This window comes from Pseudomonas sp. GW821-FHT11G12, assembly GCF_058808055.1.
This window is the reverse complement of the sequence record NZ_JBXARH010000001.1, coordinates 1090312-1107329: the sequence shown is the minus strand read 5'-3', so window position 1 is coordinate 1107329 and position 17018 is coordinate 1090312. Positions and strand designations below refer to the sequence as shown.

Here is a 17018-nt window from a genome sequence, read left to right as displayed (position 1 = left end):
ACAGTAGATTTTCGCATAGCTCAACTAAAGGCTCATTTAGTGTAGTTAACCTAATATGTCGACACATTCGAAGATGTTAGCCTCATTTAGCGTCTTCTTCGTTAGCTTGTGCTTACCAAACCGCAATATGCGAATCCGCCCTGGGCTCAGTCCCACCACAAAGCACACCACTGACCGGATCACGAATAATAATCTGCCCTCTGCCGTAATCCGTAAGGTCAGAGGCGATCTGTACCTCATGTCCCCGTCGCGCCAGCGCATTGGCCAAATCCCTCGAAGCCCCCTGCTCGATCCCCACCTTCATCCCTCCCAGCCATTGCCAGCGCGGAGCGTCCAGCGCCGACTGCGGGTTCAATCCGAAATCCACCAGGTTCATGACCATCTGCACATGCCCCTGAGGCTGCATATAGCCGCCCATCACACCAAACGGCCCAAGCGCCTGGCCATCCTTGGTCAGGAAGCCCGGAATAATCGTATGGAACGTCTTCTTGCCCGGCGCCAGACAGTTGGCATGTTCCGGATCAAGGCTGAATTCTTGCCCTCTGTTCTGCAGCGCAATGCCGCTGTCAGGCAGCACCACACCCGAACCAAAGCCGTGGTAATTGCTCTGGATGAACGACACCATGTTGCCTTGTCCATCGGCCGTGGCCAGATACACAGTACCGCTGGCATGAGGATCACCTGGCTTGGGTGGCTGAGCCTTCTCACCGATCTGCCCACGGCGCCGAGCGCTGTAGCCATCACTCAACAGATCGGCCACCGCCACGCGCATGTGCAATGGATCGGTGATGTAGTGCAAACCATCGCTGTACGCCAGTTTCATGGCCTCCAGCTGACGGTGCCAGGTCTGTTGGCTGTCACGATGATCAAAGTCGAAACCCTCGAGAATCTTCAGCGCCATCAACGCGACCAGGCCCTGGCCGCTTGGCGGGATTTCCCAGACATCCACACCGCGATAATTGACGTGGATCGGCTCCACCCATTGCGCACGGTAATGTTCCAGATCCGTAGCTCGCAGATACCCGCCAGTAGCGCGCGAATGCGCATCCAGTCGTTGGGCCAAAGCGCCGCGATACAAACTCTCGCAACGGCTCTGCGCCAACTCTTCAAGCGTCCGCGCTTGCGCTGGATTGCGAAACAGCTCCCCTGCCCTCGGCGCCCTCCCCTCAATCAGGAAAGTATCGAACCAGGCGTCCAGCACCTCGTCGCGATGGGGACTGAACTCATCCAAAGCGACTTGCCACTGATGGGCAACCACGGGCGACAGCGGAAAACCATCCCGTGCCAGGCTGATGGCCGGCTGCAACAAATCCGCGAACGGCAGCACGCCAAAGCGTTGCGAAAGTTCGGCCCAGGCCGAAGGGCAACCGGGCACCGTCACCGGCGTCCAGCCATACAGCGGCATCTGTTCATGGCCGGCCGCCTTGACCGCTTCGATGCTCAAAGCAGCCGGTGCATGGCCGTTGGCGTTGAGCCCATGCAACTGATCCTTGAACCAGACCAGAGCAAAAGCATCGCCGCCAAGACCACAACCTGTAGGCTCGACTACGGTCAGCGCTGCTGCGGTTGCGATGGCGGCGTCGATCGCATTGCCACCCTTTTGCATCATCTCGATGCCGGCCTGGGCGGCTAAAGGCTGGGACGCCGCCACCATGCCACGACGGGCAAAAACACTCTGGCGTTGCGACGGATACGGATACTCGTGAGCAGAAAATTTCAGCATGGCAAAGACTCTTCAAAACAAGGATTCATTGGCCGGACTTGATCCGGTTCCATTCGCGGGTCATCAAGCGCTGGATGTTTTCCGGCAGATCGGCGGAGACAAAGGTGTGACTGATCACCTCGTCACCCGGGTAGATTCCCGGGTTGCCGCTGACCTTGGGATCCATCAAGGGCGTGGCGTCCTTGTTCGGATTCGCATACCCCACATAGTCACTGACCGACGCAATGACCTCGGGCCGCAGCAGATAGTTGATCACCGCATGGGCGTTGGCCACGTTGCCGGCATCCTTGGGAATCGCCAGCATGTCGAACCACAGGTTCACGCCTTCCTTGGGAATCAGGTAGCGGATATCGATGTTTTTCCCGGCCTCGCGAGCCCGGGTCTGGGCCTGCATCACATCGCCGGAATAACCGATCGCCACGCAAATGTCGCCATTGGCCAGGTCGGCGGTGTACTTCGATGAGTTGAAGTAAGTCACCGAGGGCCGCAAGGTCATCAGCAGTTTCGACGCCTGCTTGTAGTCGTCCGGCTTGACGCTGTTGGGGTCGAGCCCGAGATAAAGCATCGCTTGAGGAATGATCTTCACCGGCGCATCGAGAAAGGCCACGCCGCAGCTCTTGAGTTTGGAAAGGTTATGCGGATCGAACACCATCGACCAAGAGTCCAGCGGCACGTCCTTGCCCAGCACCGCGCGCACCTTCTCCTCGTTGTAGCCGATGCCCACGGTGCCCCACATATAAGGCACGGCATAGCGGTTGCCCGGATCGGCCGCTTCCAGACGCTGCATCAAACGCGGGTCGAGGTGCTTCCAGTTATCCAGCAACCCTCGTTGCAGCGGTTGATAGGCACCAGCCCGGATCTGTTTCGACAGAAACTGGCTGGAAGGCACCACCACGTCATACCCCGAGTGCCCGGAAAGCAACTTGGCCTCGAGCATTTCATTGGTGTCGAAGATGTCGTACTGAACCTTGATGGCACTGTCTTTTTCGAAGTTCTTCAGGGTGTCGGGACCAATGTAGTCGGACCAGTTGTAGACCTTCACCACCGAGTCGGCAGCCTGAATCATGGGCACCACGGCAGCGCAGCACAGGGCCGCAAACACGCTCGATAAACGCATCGTCATTATCCTTGTGAGTCTCACAGCACGCGGCTGAGAAAGGCTTGGGTACGGGGATGAGAGGGGCGACTGAATATCTGTTCCGGCGGTCCCTGCTCGATCAGTTCACCCTGATCGAGCACCACCACACGATCCGCTACTTCACGGGCAAAACCCATTTCATGGGTGACCACCACCATCGTCATGCCCTCCTCCGCCAGTTCCTTCATCACCTGCAGAACCTCGCCGACGGTTTCCGGGTCCAGGGCACTGGTGGGTTCGTCGAACAGCATCGCCTGCGGTTTCATCGCCAAGGCCCGGGCAATCGCCACCCGTTGTTGTTGGCCACCGGAAAGCATCGAGGGGTAATGGTTGGCCTTCTCCGCCAGCCCGACACGTTTGAGCAGTGCCCGCGCTTGTTCCTCCGCTGCTTTGCGCGGTACACCCAACACCTGAATCGGTGCTTCGATGATGTTTTCCAGCGCGGTCATGTGCGGGAAGAGATTGAAGCGTTGAAACACCATGCCGATGTCCCGCCGCTGACGGGCAATGTTGCGCTCAGAATCCCGCACCAGGCTGCCATTGGCCTTCGTGCGATAGCCCATGGACTGACCGTTGACGCGGATCTGCCCGGACTGAATGTCTTCCAGCAAATTGATGCAGCGGATAAACGTGGTTTTACCGGACCCCGAGGCGCCGATCAGCACCACCACTTCACCGCGCCGGACTTGCAGGGAAATCCCTTTGAGAATTTCGAGGTTGCCGAACGACTTGTGAATGTCCAGCGCTTCGATGATCAGTTCGTCACTTTGGTGCGCCATGATTAACGTCCCCTCAGCAGTTTCAGCGTGCTGCGACCGAACATCCGACTGGATGCCGGCGGCGGCGACGAAGGCCGATCCGACTGGCCGAAACGTGTCTCCAGCCAGCGCTGGAAGAAACCCCACAGCGTCGTGAGCAACAGGAAATAGATCGCCACCACGAGGTACAACTCGAATACCCGAAAGGTCGCCGAAGTCACCATCTGCGTGCTGAGCAACAGTTCTTGAACACCGATCACACTGACCAGCGTGGTGTTTTTAAGCATCACGTTGAACTCGTTACCCAGCGGCGGCACGATGACCCGAAACGCCTGCGGCAAGACGATACGGCGCATCAACTTGGCGAAGGTCATGCCCAGCGAGCGCCCCGCCTCGTACTGCCCCTTGTCGACGGCACCGATACCGGCGCGAATGATCTCGGCCATGTACGCGCCTTCGTTAAGGCCCAACGCAATGATCGCGGCCTGGATGTTGCCGGGGATCATCAGCCCGAACAGTTCAATGTCTTCAAAGCGGAAAATCCCGCCCGCCGCCAACGCCGTATAGAGGAAGACGATCTGCACCAGCAAGGGCGTCCCGCGCATCAGCCACACATAAAAACGCACCGGCAAATGCAGCAAAGGGTTCTTCGACAATCGCAGCAACGCCGCCGCCAACCCCAGGACACAACCCAGCAACATGGCCAGCACACTGATCAGGCACGTCAGCCAGAGCCCGGTGAGGTAGACCCCGCTGGGCTGCAACAGGTACTGCCAGAACACATCCCAATTGAAGTTCATCAACGCTTACCTCAATCGAGAGTGTCGCTGGAGATGTGCCATTTGCTCAGGAGCTGGCTATAGCTGCCATCGCTGCGCATGTCGGTGATCACTTGCTGCACCGCGGCACTCAGTTGCGGATCGTCCTTGCGAATGCCCAGACCGGTGAGGATCCGGCTGAAGGCTGGAACGCCTTCCTCGAACAGGTCCGGCGCCATGGCGGCGTAATACCCGGCGGTTTCCACCGTGGTGCCGTAAGCATCGACCTGACTGATGCGCAGCGCCTGGAATGCATCGGTGTCGGTGTTGTAGACCACCAGTTTCATCGGTGGCTTGCCGGCCTTGGTCAGGCTTTCATTCTCGGTATCGAGCAAGGTCTTGATGGTCGAACCGTTGAGCACCGCGATCTTGTGCGCGCTGAGATCAGCCAGCGTCTTGAGCCCCTTCGGGTTGCCCTTGGGCACCACTACCGCCTGGCTGGAATACATGTAGTTGACGATGTCGATCACCTCGCGGCGCTCGGGTTTGTCGAACAACTGGTCGACGATCAAGTCGCATTGCTTGGCCAGCAAGGCCGGCAGCAATCCGGAAAACGGGATCACCCGCCACTCGACCTTCTTATCCCCCAGGCGCCTGGCGACTTCCAGACCCAGGTCGACGGTCAGGCCTTTGGGCTTTTGCGCCTCATCGAAGGACACCAGGGGCGGCGAGTCCATGCCCGAGCAATAGGTGAGTTTGTCGACCTTGAGCAAGCGCTCCGGCACAGTGGGTGCGGCGATCGCCCACTGCGTACAGAGCCCCAGGGAAATTGCAGCCAACAGCAGGCGAGACGTATGCATGACCAGACACTCCAGTTCGGTTAGTAACGGGGCAGTTCTCAAAGTCAAAACATCGGCGGGCTCGGTGCCCGCTCTGTGGTTATCGTTCCGATTGCAGAAACTTGATGAGCTCAGGGACCGTGCCTTCGATGTGCTCGCGCACCACGGCCTCTGCCTTCGCGGCATCACCGGCACGAATTGCGTCGAGGATCACCACGTGTTCCTGGCGTGCACTCAGTGGCTTTTCAACGTGCTGCAGCCAAAGACGCATGGGAGCTTCGATCAGCGAGTAGAGCGCGCTGATCTGTTTCACCAGACGAGGTCGTCCGCTGAGGCTGCACAGGTACTCATGGAACTTGCGGTGGCGACTGACCCAGGCCGCACTCTCGTCGCGGTAGTCATCCATTTCATCGAGCAGGCGTTCCAGGGCAGTCAACTGACGTTCACTGATCTTCGGCACCGCGACTCGAATCGCCAGTCCCTCAAGGGCGCTGCGCATCTCGAAGACTTCGTGCATTTCCTCGACATCCAGACCGCTGACAATCGCGCCGCGATTGGGCCTGAGCGTCACCAGCCCCTGGGCGTCTAGACGGCGAAAGGCTTCGCGCACGGGCATCCGGCTCATGCCGATTTCACTGGCAATGTCCTCGGCGATCAGCCGGTCACCTTTGCGATAACGACCGCCGCAGATGCCTTCCAGAAGAAAGTTGTAGGCCTCCTCCTCGGCAGTCATCGGTTGGCGCTGGTCGTAGGCGGGAGCGAATTGCATGGCGGCACCTTTTGTCTTTTTGTATCCAATTATCCACGGATACATAAAAGCAGAATGCATGCCAAAACCTGCATCTTCCCGCCAAGCGATTGATTCGAATGAATTAAGGAAAAATAGCAGCGCGCACAGCGATCAGATCTGCCGGTGCGACACTGGAGATTTGCTACCTAATGGCTCATTGCGAGACCCGGAAAGGTGCAGAACGGTAGCTGAGTAACACCTCTTGAAAACACTTCGGTCGGCACCCACTCGCCTGCCAACGCAGCAGGCGAGTGAAATGAGACATTGCGCAGTGCCAATCAGCGCTTCACGCCAAAGCAGTGCGAAAGCTCAGGGAAACTGCCCTCACGCACATCCGATGCGTACTGCCCCACCGCATCGCGGATCACCGCATGCACATCGGCATAACGTTTAGCGAAACGCGGTATGAACTCTCCCCCCAGCCCCAGGATATCTTCGATCACCAGCACCTGACCGTCGCATGCGGGCGAGGCGCCGATTCCGATGGTTGGCACGCGCAAGGCTTCGGTCAACTCGCGGGCCAGCGGCTCTGCTACGCCCTCCAGCACAATGCAAAACGCACCGGCCGCTTCCATCGCCAGGGCGGCCTCACGGATAGCATCTGCCGATCGTTCGTCCATGCCCTGGGCCTTGAAGCCACCCATGGTGTTGACGAACTGGGGCATCAACCCGATATGCGCCATCACGGGAATGCCCCGCTCCACCAGAAACTGCACAGAGGGCGCCATGACCGCACTGCCTTCCAGCTTCACGGCAGCGATATTGGCCTCCATCATCAACCGCGCGGCACTGCGAAAAGCCTGAGCCGGTGACTCCTGATAAGAGGCGAACGGCAGATCAGCCACCACGCACGCGCGCTGTGTGGCACGCACCACCGCACGACTGTGCTGAATCGTCTGATCCAGTGTGAAATCCAGTGTGTTGGGCTGCCCGTAGGCAACCATCGCGGTCGAATCCCCCATCAGGATAACGTCGACAAATTCGTCAACGATCTCGGCAAGCGATCGATTGTGCGCGGTCAACGACACGATCTTGCGTTTGCCCTTGCAAGCCCTGATGTCGGGTACGGTCAGACGGCGGGTTTCATTGACTGCGGTACTCATGACGTGAGCTCCTCGCGAAAACAGCGTTAAAGGAAGGACCTCTTGAATCGACGCAGACGCCAAATACGATCTCCGAACAAGGCTGGCCTCCACTTCTGATTTAATGTTCCCCGTCCTTGTATCCGGACGTTTTTCGGGGGCGATGGTAGAAGCATTTCTCCAGCCGGAGTGAGCGAACATTTTTTCTGAACCGTATGCGGAAATGGAATACAAGATGGACCTGAAGAACTTGCGCTATTTCGTGGAAGTGACAGAGCATGGAAGTTTCTCGAAGGCATCCCGCACCCTTCACGTCACCCAGTCGGCATTGAGCAAAGCCGTTCAATTACTCGAAGAGGAACTGGGCGCGACGCTATTGGTTCGCAGCCGTCCGGGCGTGCCGTCACGCTTGACCCCGTCGGGCGAAGTGGTCTTCCACCACGCCAAGGGATTGCTGAGTCGCAGCAAGCAAATGCTGACGGACGTGAACTTGCTCAACAGCCTCGTCACCGGTGTCCTTCAGCTGGGGCTGCCACCCTTGGGCAGTACCGATCAAGTAGCGGCCGTGTTGACCGAATTTCGGCGGCGCTTTCCCCAAGTGGAACTGCAATTGCGTGAGCAAGGAGGCCAGGCTCTGGAAGAGGCCGTTCGCAAGGGCGAGATAGAACTGGCGATCAGTCTGCGACCCGACGGAGACGACCTGGCCTGGCTGCCGATTTGTGAGGAACCACTGGTTGTCGTCCTGCCACCTCGCCACCCACTCGCCAACCGCCATCGACTGACGCTGCCGGATTTGGCGCATCACCCATGGGTGCAGTTGCAGGGCGCCTCGATTCTCAATCACCGCATCAAGCTCTGCTGCCCTGCTGTGGACGTCAGTCGCCTACAGGCAGCCAAAAGCGACAACCTGGCTTTTTGCTTGTCATTGGTGGCCGCGAACGCAGGCCTGCTGGTATTGCCTCGACTATTGGCGCAACACCACATCCCGCCCGGTGTGGAAATCGTCCCGCTCGAATGCGCGGAACTGGAATGGCAACTCGTCGCTATCTGGCGCAAGAACGCACAGCTGTCGGTCGCGGCACAGCAGTGGCTTGAATTGTTGGCCTCTTGAATAGCGAGTCTGGTCTGGGCGATGCATAGCGCAATCGTCAGGCTTGGCTGGTCTGAATGGGGATGCCGAATGTTTGAATGAATCGGTTGTTCGTACCGCAACTTTCATTCAATCATTCGTCAAAACTTAAAAGCCCTGACACGCACCCATTCACCCAACGAATCAATCAACGTAAGTTCTTATAGCCAGCGGCAATAACTCAAATAACAAAAAATAATGCCACATCGCCACCATCTCAATAGCTTGCTAATTAATCCCGTTGAAAACTCTTCTCATTACGCTGAATAAACAGCATTTAAGCGACTGCAACAAACTCACTCATCACCCTGAATGCATTAGATATTTTCTCAGTAAACAACCGCCAGCTCCCGAAACTCCCACACCCACTAAACACCTCCTGAAAAAGCCCCTTTCTCAATCGACTTGCAAAACCACAACAACCGTCTAGGTTCATGAATATCTTCAAAGGCACGATCAACTGAACAATAAAAACAGCCTACTTGGCCGGAGATTTCATTCCCCTGAAATAATTCAGACTCTGCTTTAGTTGCTGAACGGAACTCAGTCATAACAATTCAAGAGGGATGCTTGATGAAGCACAGCCGTTGGTATCGTGCGCTCTCGAAAAAGGCGCCAGCCGAACATTTTTGGCTGTCACTGTTTTGCTTTGCGGGTCTTGTGATCGCCAGCTTCGTGTTGTTCGAACAGCAGATCCAGGACTTCCTCACTCATCTCGACCTGTACCTTCCGTCTTCCCCCACCCAGCAACTCAACCTGGCGCTTTTGCTGATCGCCCTGTTGGCGCTGGACGTTGTGCTGCCCGTGCCTTCCAGCGTGGTCGCGCTTCTGGCCGTGGCCATGCTGGGCAGTGTCGGCGGTTATCTGGTGATTTTCGTTGGCCTGTGTCTGGGTGCCGGGTTGGGTTATGCATTGGGCGCCGGTTATTTCCGGATGCTGTCCAGTCGCCTCGGTCTGCATCAGCGCAAGCCTGGGCAACTGGCGTATCGGCTGGGTACGCTGTCGTTGATCTGCCTGCGCGGCGTGCCGGTATTGGCTGAAACCTCTGTGGTGGCGGCCGGCATGCAACGCTATCCGCTACGGGCGTTTCTGCTGGTGACTACCCTGGCCAACGCCGGTCTGGCACTGGCCTACAGCGCCATCGGCACGTTCCTCGTCGAAGAGAACGCGCTGCTGGTGACCATCCTCGCCAGCATGGTGTTGCCGGGGCTTTTCATCGCCGGCTACAGCCTGTTCAAGACCTTGCGCAAACGCGGCGCCGAGCAAGCACTGCACGGGCGTTTCGAGGTCAGTTACGACTACCCGGTGGTGTTCACTGATCACCTGTTCGATCCGCTCAACCCGTGTCTGCATCAACAACTCACCGCCCGGCAAAACGGCCGGGTGACGGTGATGGTTTTCGCCGATGAACAACTGCTGAAAAGCGCTCCGCAACTGCTGGAACAGATCGATAGTTACTTTGCCGCCCATGCGTCGGACCTGCATTTGCAGGCGCCGCCGATTGCCGTTCCAGCCGGGGAGCTGAGCAAGGATTCACAGGTGTTGCAGCAGCTCTACACCGACATGCTGAAACATGGACTGGATCGGCATTGTTATGTCCTGGCCCTTGGCGGCGGTGCGGTACTGGATTCCGTGGGCTACGCCTGCGCTACCTTCCACCGTGGCATCCGGCTGATCCGCGTGCCAAGCACCGTGCTGGCCCAGAACGACGCCGGCATCGGGGTGAAAAACGGCATCAATGCCTTCGGCCAGAAAAATCTGCTCGGGGCCTTCTACCCTGCCACGGCTGTGATCAATGACTTCCAGTTGTTGACCAGCCTGACACGCCGCGACCAGATCGCCGGGCTGGCCGAGGCGGTAAAAGTCGCGCTGATCAAGGACCAGGCGTTCTTCGAATGGATGGAGCAACAGGCCGACGCCCTCGCCCGCTTCGATCACCCGGCCAGCCGTTATGCGATTCGCCGCTGCGCCGAACTGCACCTGGCGCACATCACCGGCGCCGGCGATCCCTTCGAGCGCGGTAACGGGCGGCCTCTGGATTACGGGCACTGGGCCGCGCACAAACTGGAAAACCTCAGCCATCACCGGTTGCGCCATGGCGAAGCGGTCGCGGTGGGCATGGCCCTCGACGGGCTCTACGCCAATGCCCTCGGGCTGTTGAGCGACGCCGACTGCGAACGGGTGATGAGTCTTTTGACCAAGCTCGGTTTCAACCTGTGCCCGCCGGAATTGACCCTGAAAGATACGCAAGGTCGCTCACCGGTGTTGCTCGGGCTGGAAGAGTTCCGCCAACACCTGGGCGGACAACTCTCGATCCCGATGCTCAGCGGAATCGGCCAATCGGTGGACCTGCATGAAATCGACGACGTGCAAATGGAACAGGCGCTGCAGAAGTTGTCCGCCCGCAACGCTCCGGCGCTCGACCTGAGCGAGGGCTTTGCGAAATGAGCCAGACCCCGCAAAGCCTCAAAACCTGGTTGACGCTTGGCCGTGTCTCCAACCTGCCCACTGTGTGGACCAACACCCTGGCCGCCGCCCTGTTGGCCAGCAGCGCCGGTGCCCTGGCGCCGCCCTCGTGGCTGGTGTGGATTCTGCTGCTGTTCACCCTGTCGCTGCTGTATCTGGCCGGCATGTTGCTCAACGATCTGCTGGACGCCGACTGGGACCAGCAACACCACAATCCCCGGCCCATCACCCTGGGTCTGGTGAGCCGCCAGCAAGTGCGCCTCGCCACCGTGTTGTTGCTGACACTGGCGGCCGCCTCGGTGCTGGGCCTGAGCCAATTGATCGATCAGCCGCATTGGTTGCTGGCCAGCGTCACCCTCTTGGTGGGCTGCATCATCGGCTACAACGTGCTGCACAAAAAATACGCCCACAGCGTGTGGTTGATGGGCGCCTGCCGCTCGGCGCTGTACCTCACGGCGGCGGCCAGTCTGGCGGTGCCACCGGAGCCGATCTGGCTCTGTGCGATGTTGCTGGGCGTTTATATCAGCGGGCTGACCTACCTGGCCCGCAATGAGCACAACAATGAGTTGCTCAGTCGCTTGCCCCTGATCCTGATGCTGAGCCCGCTCGCGTTGGCGATCTACTCCGACAACCTGTGGTTCTGGCCGGTGCTGCTGCTCTGGCTCGGCTGGCTGGGCTGGCACTACTGGCGAAACTTGGCCAACCCGCAGCATCGAAAGGTCCGCGCTTTTATCGGCGCCGGCCTGGCAGCGCTGCCACTGTTCGACGCGTTGGTGATGGCCGTGGCCAACCAGCCGTTGGGCAGCCTGCTGTGTGTCCTGGTGTTTTTCCTGCTCCCACACTTTCAGCGCTGGATCAAACCGACATGAACATGGACGTCACTGCGCCGCCAACGGCGGCCCTCGGCATGCGCCACGATTGCCTCGCCGAACACCTTCAGGTCTTGACCCGGCAACTCGATGACACCGAGCTGCACTGGTGGCGTCAGGCACAGGCGCAACTGGCCCGGCAGCCGGACGCCAATACTGCGGCGCTCTTGAGCGGCCAGTGCAAGCGGCATCTGCGTGACCGTGCACTGCCCGACAGCCACTGGAGCCTGATCCAACTGGCTCGCGCGTTGTTGCTGGCGCAGGTCCTTGAACTGTCCTCTGAGGGCGGACAATTGTCCCTGCTGCGCCAGCTTTTTCTCTGGGGCGACGATCAGGAAAAGATCGCCACCCTCAAAGCCTTCGACTGGCTCGACAGTCACGGGGTGTGCGTCGAACTGGCGTTGCAGGCCGGACGTACCAGCAACAGCCAGGTGTTTGCCGCCCTCGCCCTCGACACCCTTTACCCGTCGCGTCATTACCCGGAAAGGGCCTTCCACCAACTGGTGCTGAAAGCGCTGGGCATGGGGCTCGATGTCCGGCGCCTGATCGGCCTGCCGCAGCGACGCAGCGTCACCCTCAATCAATTGGCCCTCGACCTGCTGGAAGAACAGCTCGCCGCTGATCGAACCGTGTCCACCGGATTGCCCCTGGCGATTGCCTTCGACCAGCTCAGCCAGGCGCAACGCCAGCGACTGATCGACCTGAACCAACAGCAACGCTTGCCGCCGGAATGGCGAAGCCATCTGAACTGATGCCCAACGATTCCTTTCCCTTGACGAGGATTCACCATGCCCAAGTACTTTGATCCGCATATTCATATGGTCAGCCGCACCACCGACGACTACCAGAACATGGCCGCGGCCGGCATCACCGGAGTGATCGAACCGGCCTTCTGGCAGGGCCAGGCCAGGACCAGCGTCGGCAGCTTCATCGATTACTTCGACACCCTGCTGGGCTGGGAGCGCTTTCGCGCCAGCATGTTCGGCATCCATCATTTCTGCACCATCGGCCTCAATCCCAAGGAGGCCAATGACTTGTCGGTGGCCAACGAGGTGCTGGAGATTCTGCCGCGGTATCTGGTGAAGGACGGCGTGGTGGCGGTAGGCGAAATCGGCTACGACGACATCACGCCCGAGGAAGACCGCTTTCTCGCCGCGCAACTGGAACTGGCCAGACAGTTCAACCTGCCGGTGCTGGTACACACGCCGCACCGCGACAAGATCGGCGGCACCAAACGCACCCTGGCGGTGATTCGCGAGGTGGGGATCAATGAGAACCTGGTGATCATCGACCACCTCAACGAACTGACCCTGCCGTTGGTGCTGGACAGTGACTGCTGGCGCGGTCACTCGATCTACCCCAACACCAAAATGTCGGAACAGCGCATGGTCGCCCTGCTCCAGCAGTACGGCACCGAAAAAATGGTGGTCAACAGCGCCGCCGACTGGGGCATCAGCGACCCGCTCAAAGTGCCGAAAACCGGTCAGGCGATGTTGGCGGCCGGCTTCAGCGAGGCGCAGGTCGAGCAAGTGCTGTTCCACAACCCGGTGGATTTTTTCGCCCAGAGCGGTCAACTGGACAAAACCCTGATCAGCACCCCGCTGCCCATCGATCAGCGCCGGCAGTGGCAGGAAAACTCCGCCCTGCGGGGCCAGGAACCGGTGATCAAATGAATGCCGGCATGGGCTGGACGCCCGGGCAGATCGGCTATTGCAGCAATGTGCACCCGACCCGCGACCTGGCCGGGTTGCAGTCTTCGATCGAGCAGCACTTTCAGGGCGTGCGGACCCTGCGCGGGCTGCCGGCGCAGGACAGCGGGCTGTGGATCAGTGCCCTCGCCGAGTCCAAGCTGCAACAGAAGTCGGCGCGTTCGGCGTTCCTCAGCCTGCTGCAAAACAGCGGGCTACGGCTGACATCGCTGAACGGGTTTCCCTACGGTCAGTTTCATGACCGTGCAGTGAAAGCCGAGGTCTACCTGCCGAGCTGGGCCGAGCCGAAACGCCTGGCGTACAGCCTCAATCTGGCGCACATCCTCGCGCAGGCCTTGCCGCCGGATTGTCATCAGGGCGTGATTTCCAGCGTGCCGCTGGGCTATGCCGCCACCTGGAATCCAACGCTGCAACAACGGGCCGAGTATCAACTTCGCGAACTCACGGCTTCACTGGCCCAGCTGCATCGGGAGACCGGCAAGAAGATCGTGTTCTGCCTGGAAATGGAACCGGACTGCGTGCTGGAAACCACTGACCAGGCCATCGCCTTCTTCCGCCGCTGGCAAACCACGGACCCGAACCATGCCTATCTGGCGCTGTGTTTTGATGTCTGCCATCAGGCGGTGATGTTCGAAGACTGCTATCAGTCGCTGGAACAGCTGCGTCAGGCGCGGGTGCCCATTGGCAAGATCCAGCTGTCCAACGCCTTGATCTGTCGTCTGCCTTGCGATGACGACAAGCGCCGCGAACAGGTCCTCAAGACCTTGAGCGACTTCTGCGAAACCACCTACCTGCATCAAGTGAAGGCGCGCGATGCACTGGGTCAGCTGCAGGCCTGGGCGGATCTGCCCGCCGCCCTCGTCGATTGCGCCAAACACCCGCAGCGATACCCCGAGCTGAGGATTCATTTCCACATCCCGTTGTTCAGCGAACAGCTGTTGTTGCCCGAGCTGAGCGGCAGCCAGATCGCCCTGTCGCAGACCTTCGATTTTCTCGCCAGCCATGAGGATTTCAGGCCGGTGCTGGAAGTGGAAACCTACAGTTGGGGCGTCCTGCCCGCGCAACTGCGGCCGACGACCGAGTCCGCCCAGCTTCAGGGAATCGCCGCAGAGCTGAAATGGGTCGAGGACCAGTTGCGGCAACGGCAATTGCTGCAACCACAAGCGCAGGAGGCGTACGCCGATGCGCTCTGATCATGCACGTCAACCGCTGCTGCTGATCAATGTGGTCGGGCTGACGCCATCGCTGCTGGGTGACGCGACGCCGCACATCAATGCCCTGCTGAAAACCGCAAAAATGGCCAGCCTGCAACCGGTGTTTCCGGCCGTCACGTCGTCGGTGCAGGCTTCGATCCTCACCGGGCGTCCGCCGTCCGAGCACGGCATCGTCGGCAATGGCTGGTATTTTCGCGATCAGGCCGAAGTGCGTTTCTGGCTGCAACCCAACGCGCTGATCCAGGGTGAAAAGGTCTGGGAGACGCTCAAGCGCGAGCTGCCAGGGTTCCGCTGCAGCCAGTTGTTCTGGTGGTTCAACATGTACGCGGACGTGGATGCCGCCATCACCCCGCGCCCTCACTACCCGGCCGATGGCCGCAAGATGTTCGGTCTGTATTCGTCACCGGCTTCGTTGCACGAAACGATCGAACGGCAGATTGGCGAGTTTCCCTTTCCGGGTTTCTGGGGCCCGGCGGCGGGCATTGCATCGAGCCGCTGGATCGTCGATTGCGCCATCGCCGAATTTCAGATTGATCAGCCCGACCTGCAATTGATCTACCTGCCGCACCTCGATTACAGCCTTCAGCGTGTCGGGCCCGATCATCCGTCGATTGCCGACGAGGTTCGGGCCATCGACCAGGAAGTCGGTCGTCTACTGACCTTCGCCGAGGAACAGGGCGCGGCGGTGATGCTGCTGTCGGAATACGGGATCGAAGCGGTCAATCAATCGGTTTCGATCAACCGCCTGTTGCGTTCGGAAGGTTTGCTGGAGGTGCGCCAATCGCTGACCTGGGAATTGCTCGACCCCGGCGCCAGCGCGGCGTTTGCCGTGGCCGATCATCAGATCGCCCATGTCTACGTGAAACGGGCCCAGGACATACCCCGCGTCAAAGCGCTGTTGCAGCGCCAGCCCGGTATCGAGCAGGTGCTGGATAAAGCCGAACAGCGGGCGTTTCAGCTGGATCACCCGCGCAGCGGCGAGCTGGTGGCCGTGGCCGCAGCCGGTTACTGGTTCGATTACTACTACTGGTTCGATGATCGCAAGGCGCCCGACTTTGCCCGCACCGTCGACATCCACCGCAAGCCGGGCTACGACCCGCTGGAACTGTTCATCGACCCGGCCATTCGTTTCCCGAAATTGAAAGTGGCGCGGCGCCTGCTGCAGAAGAAACTCGGCTTTCGCTACTACATGGACCTGATTCCACTGGACACCGGACTGGTCCGTGGCAGTCACGGTCGCCTGCCCGAGCGCGAGGAAACCGGCCCGCTGCTCATCACCAATTGCGATCTGCCATTGCCGCAAACCCTGGCGGCAACGGCAGTGAAACAACTGCTCCTTCAGCATTTTCTGGGGCACTCATACACCCACTCGGCCAATGCCAAGGAGCTTCCATGCGGCGAGCCATTTCTATAACTGTTCTCAGTGCACTGGCCGGTTTGGCTCAGGCACAGGACACCACCCCTTTCGATTGCAGCCAGTTCCTGAAGTTTGGGAATGACATCCCCACGACCAAAGCAGCGTTCGAAAAGAACCCCGAGACCATGGCCTGGAACTGGTTCGTCTGTCTGAACCAATTCAGCCCCACCCAGGCCAGCAACCGGGTGTGGGAAACCATGAAGCCTTCGGACCAGGTTTACCTGCCCGATGGCGCTGCGCCCGGCGCCTACGCCAGTCCCGTGCCGCCTCCGACCGAGGTGATAACACAGGCCCGAACGCTGGGGATGGACCTGAACCGGACCTTCCACAACATCAATGCCACGCAACAGGTCGATGGGCTGGCGCTGCACATGGGCGGCTCCGTGCCGGCGGCGCAAAAAGGCAACCCGGTACGCTTTCAACTGCTGATGGGTCAGGACACCTTCGATTACATCGTGCAGCGTCAGGTCTACAACATGAACGGTCAGGCAGCCCTGGCCGGTGACCTGCACTTCCCGGCCACCTCGTGGGAGTTGAAGGCGGCGTGGCTCTGGATCGGTTCGGACACGACCTATCGGCAAACCCTGGCCAACGACGGTTACTACATTGGCCAGGCCTATTTCCAGCAGGACGACGGCACCTATCAGGTCGGTTATGCGGCGCTGAGCGGGCTGCACGTGGTCAACAAACTGGATGACAACTGGGTCTGGACCACCTTCGAAAACATCAACAACAGCAAATACACCGTGACCAACGCGCCGACACCGACGCCGATGACCAACACCACCGGGCCGACCCCGGCCGCCAAACCGGTGAACGTCAGCTTCCAGGCCAGCAACCCGACGCTGTCGAAGTACGAATTGATCGGGGTCGAGTACCAGCCCGTCACTCAGGTGCTGGCCAACTCGCAGCTGGAATCGGCGTTCCAGAACACCTCGTCCTGCCTGGCCTGCCATGGCACCGCCGCCTACTCGAACGACAAGGGCTACTTCAATTTCGCCCTCAAGCAAGGTGGCGGCATCGTCTACCCGACCACTCCGCTGCCGGCCTCCGACTTCGCAGGCTACAAAAAACTGGACTTTGTCTGGTCGCTGAAACGCGCCCAGTGGCAACGCTAAGGAGCATG

15 protein-coding genes are annotated in these 17018 nt (G+C 59.6%); 8 read left to right on the top strand and 7 right to left on the bottom strand.

The features are described from left to right. Nucleotides 1-112: 112 nt before the first annotated feature. The 7 genes from AC1RR7_RS05000 to panB all read right to left on the bottom strand — a co-directional run bounded on the left by AC1RR7_RS05000 (nt 113) and on the right by panB (nt 7109). A complete protein-coding gene (locus tag AC1RR7_RS05000; RefSeq protein ID WP_493156394.1) occupies nt 113-1723 on the bottom strand; it encodes a gamma-glutamyltransferase family protein in 1611 nt (536 codons plus the stop codon). 25 nt (nt 1724-1748) lie between these two features. Beyond that, nucleotides 1749-2840 (bottom strand): polyamine ABC transporter substrate-binding protein, encoded by a 1092-nt coding sequence (locus tag AC1RR7_RS04995; protein ID WP_493156392.1) that lies wholly within the window; start codon nt 2838-2840, stop codon nt 1749-1751. Between the two features lie 20 nt (nt 2841-2860). Continuing rightward, nucleotides 2861-3640: an amino acid ABC transporter ATP-binding protein gene (locus AC1RR7_RS04990; protein ID WP_493156390.1), complete on the bottom strand. Its 780-nt coding sequence runs from the start codon at nt 3638-3640 to the stop codon at nt 2861-2863. A 2-nt stretch (nt 3641-3642) separates the two neighbouring features. After that, a complete protein-coding gene (locus tag AC1RR7_RS04985) occupies nt 3643-4419 on the bottom strand; it encodes an amino acid ABC transporter permease (RefSeq protein ID WP_085730925.1) in 777 nt (258 codons plus the stop codon). A gap of 11 nt (nt 4420-4430) precedes the next feature. Continuing rightward, nucleotides 4431-5237 carry an ABC transporter substrate-binding protein gene (locus AC1RR7_RS04980; protein WP_493156388.1) on the bottom strand — a complete coding sequence of 269 codons (807 nt, stop codon included), beginning with the start codon at nt 5235-5237 and terminating at the stop codon, nt 4431-4433. Nucleotides 5238-5316: 79 nt separating this feature from the next. Next, the gene (locus tag AC1RR7_RS04975) at nt 5317-5985 is read right to left on the bottom strand and encodes a GntR family transcriptional regulator (RefSeq protein WP_096821385.1); all 669 of its coding nucleotides are present in this window, start codon (nt 5983-5985) and stop codon (nt 5317-5319) included. A 299-nt stretch (nt 5986-6284) separates the two neighbouring features. Then, nucleotides 6285-7109, bottom strand: a complete 825-nt coding sequence (gene panB, locus AC1RR7_RS04970; protein WP_493156386.1) for a 3-methyl-2-oxobutanoate hydroxymethyltransferase — start codon at nt 7107-7109, stop codon at nt 6285-6287. A gap of 214 nt (nt 7110-7323) precedes the next feature. On the opposite strand from panB, the gene AC1RR7_RS04965 reads away from it, so the two are divergent. The 8 genes from AC1RR7_RS04965 (at nt 7324) to AC1RR7_RS04930 (ending at nt 17010) form a co-directional block, all read left to right on the top strand. Beyond that, on the top strand, nt 7324-8199 hold the full coding sequence (locus tag AC1RR7_RS04965) for a LysR family transcriptional regulator (RefSeq protein WP_493156384.1): 876 nt from the start codon (nt 7324-7326) through the stop codon (nt 8197-8199). A 591-nt stretch (nt 8200-8790) separates the two neighbouring features. After that, nucleotides 8791-10665, top strand: a complete 1875-nt coding sequence (locus AC1RR7_RS04960) for a 3-dehydroquinate synthase (RefSeq protein WP_493156382.1) — start codon at nt 8791-8793, stop codon at nt 10663-10665. Then, on the top strand, nt 10662-11552 hold the full coding sequence (locus AC1RR7_RS04955) for a UbiA family prenyltransferase (protein ID WP_273541249.1): 891 nt from the start codon (nt 10662-10664) through the stop codon (nt 11550-11552). Before AC1RR7_RS04960 ends, AC1RR7_RS04955 begins: the two co-directional genes overlap by 4 nt. Then, entirely contained in the window at nt 11549-12304 is a 756-nt protein-coding gene (locus tag AC1RR7_RS04950) for an EboA domain-containing protein (RefSeq protein WP_493156379.1), read from the top strand. The genes AC1RR7_RS04955 and AC1RR7_RS04950 overlap by 4 nt, the downstream gene beginning before the upstream one ends. 36 nt (nt 12305-12340) lie before the next feature. Further along, complete coding sequence (locus AC1RR7_RS04945; RefSeq protein WP_096821431.1) at nt 12341-13225, top strand: TatD family hydrolase; 885 nt, start codon at nt 12341-12343, stop codon at nt 13223-13225. Further along, entirely contained in the window at nt 13222-14454 is a 1233-nt protein-coding gene (gene eboE / locus AC1RR7_RS04940) for a metabolite traffic protein EboE (RefSeq protein WP_493156377.1), read from the top strand. Before AC1RR7_RS04945 ends, eboE begins: the two co-directional genes overlap by 4 nt. Continuing rightward, complete coding sequence (locus tag AC1RR7_RS04935; RefSeq protein ID WP_096821433.1) at nt 14444-15889, top strand: alkaline phosphatase family protein; 1446 nt, start codon at nt 14444-14446, stop codon at nt 15887-15889. Before eboE ends, AC1RR7_RS04935 begins: the two co-directional genes overlap by 11 nt. After that, nucleotides 15868-17010 carry a hypothetical protein gene (locus AC1RR7_RS04930; protein WP_273539207.1) on the top strand — a complete coding sequence of 381 codons (1143 nt, stop codon included), beginning with the start codon at nt 15868-15870 and terminating at the stop codon, nt 17008-17010. Before AC1RR7_RS04935 ends, AC1RR7_RS04930 begins: the two co-directional genes overlap by 22 nt. The last annotated feature ends 8 nt before the right edge of the window (nt 17011-17018 follow it).

Coding starts and splice junctions, on each gene's coding strand:
- AC1RR7_RS05000 (WP_493156394.1), bottom strand. CDS start 1,723: ATGCTGAAATTTTCTGCTCACGAGTATCCGTATCCGTCGCAACGCCAG.
- AC1RR7_RS04995 (WP_493156392.1), bottom strand. CDS start 2,840: ATGCGTTTATCGAGCGTGTTTGCGGCCCTGTGCTGCGCTGCCGTGGTG.
- AC1RR7_RS04990 (WP_493156390.1), bottom strand. CDS start 3,640: ATGGCGCACCAAAGTGACGAACTGATCATCGAAGCGCTGGACATTCAC.
- AC1RR7_RS04985 (WP_085730925.1), bottom strand. CDS start 4,419: ATGAACTTCAATTGGGATGTGTTCTGGCAGTACCTGTTGCAGCCCAGC.
- AC1RR7_RS04980 (WP_493156388.1), bottom strand. CDS start 5,237: ATGCATACGTCTCGCCTGCTGTTGGCTGCAATTTCCCTGGGGCTCTGT.
- AC1RR7_RS04975 (WP_096821385.1), bottom strand. CDS start 5,985: ATGCAATTCGCTCCCGCCTACGACCAGCGCCAACCGATGACTGCCGAG.
- panB (WP_493156386.1), bottom strand. CDS start 7,109: ATGAGTACCGCAGTCAATGAAACCCGCCGTCTGACCGTACCCGACATC.
- AC1RR7_RS04965 (WP_493156384.1), top strand. CDS start 7,324: ATGGACCTGAAGAACTTGCGCTATTTCGTGGAAGTGACAGAGCATGGA.
- AC1RR7_RS04960 (WP_493156382.1), top strand. CDS start 8,791: ATGAAGCACAGCCGTTGGTATCGTGCGCTCTCGAAAAAGGCGCCAGCC.
- AC1RR7_RS04955 (WP_273541249.1), top strand. CDS start 10,662: ATGAGCCAGACCCCGCAAAGCCTCAAAACCTGGTTGACGCTTGGCCGT.
- AC1RR7_RS04950 (WP_493156379.1), top strand. CDS start 11,549: ATGAACATGGACGTCACTGCGCCGCCAACGGCGGCCCTCGGCATGCGC.
- AC1RR7_RS04945 (WP_096821431.1), top strand. CDS start 12,341: ATGCCCAAGTACTTTGATCCGCATATTCATATGGTCAGCCGCACCACC.
- eboE (WP_493156377.1), top strand. CDS start 13,222: ATGAATGCCGGCATGGGCTGGACGCCCGGGCAGATCGGCTATTGCAGC.
- AC1RR7_RS04935 (WP_096821433.1), top strand. CDS start 14,444: ATGCGCTCTGATCATGCACGTCAACCGCTGCTGCTGATCAATGTGGTC.
- AC1RR7_RS04930 (WP_273539207.1), top strand. CDS start 15,868: ATGCGGCGAGCCATTTCTATAACTGTTCTCAGTGCACTGGCCGGTTTG.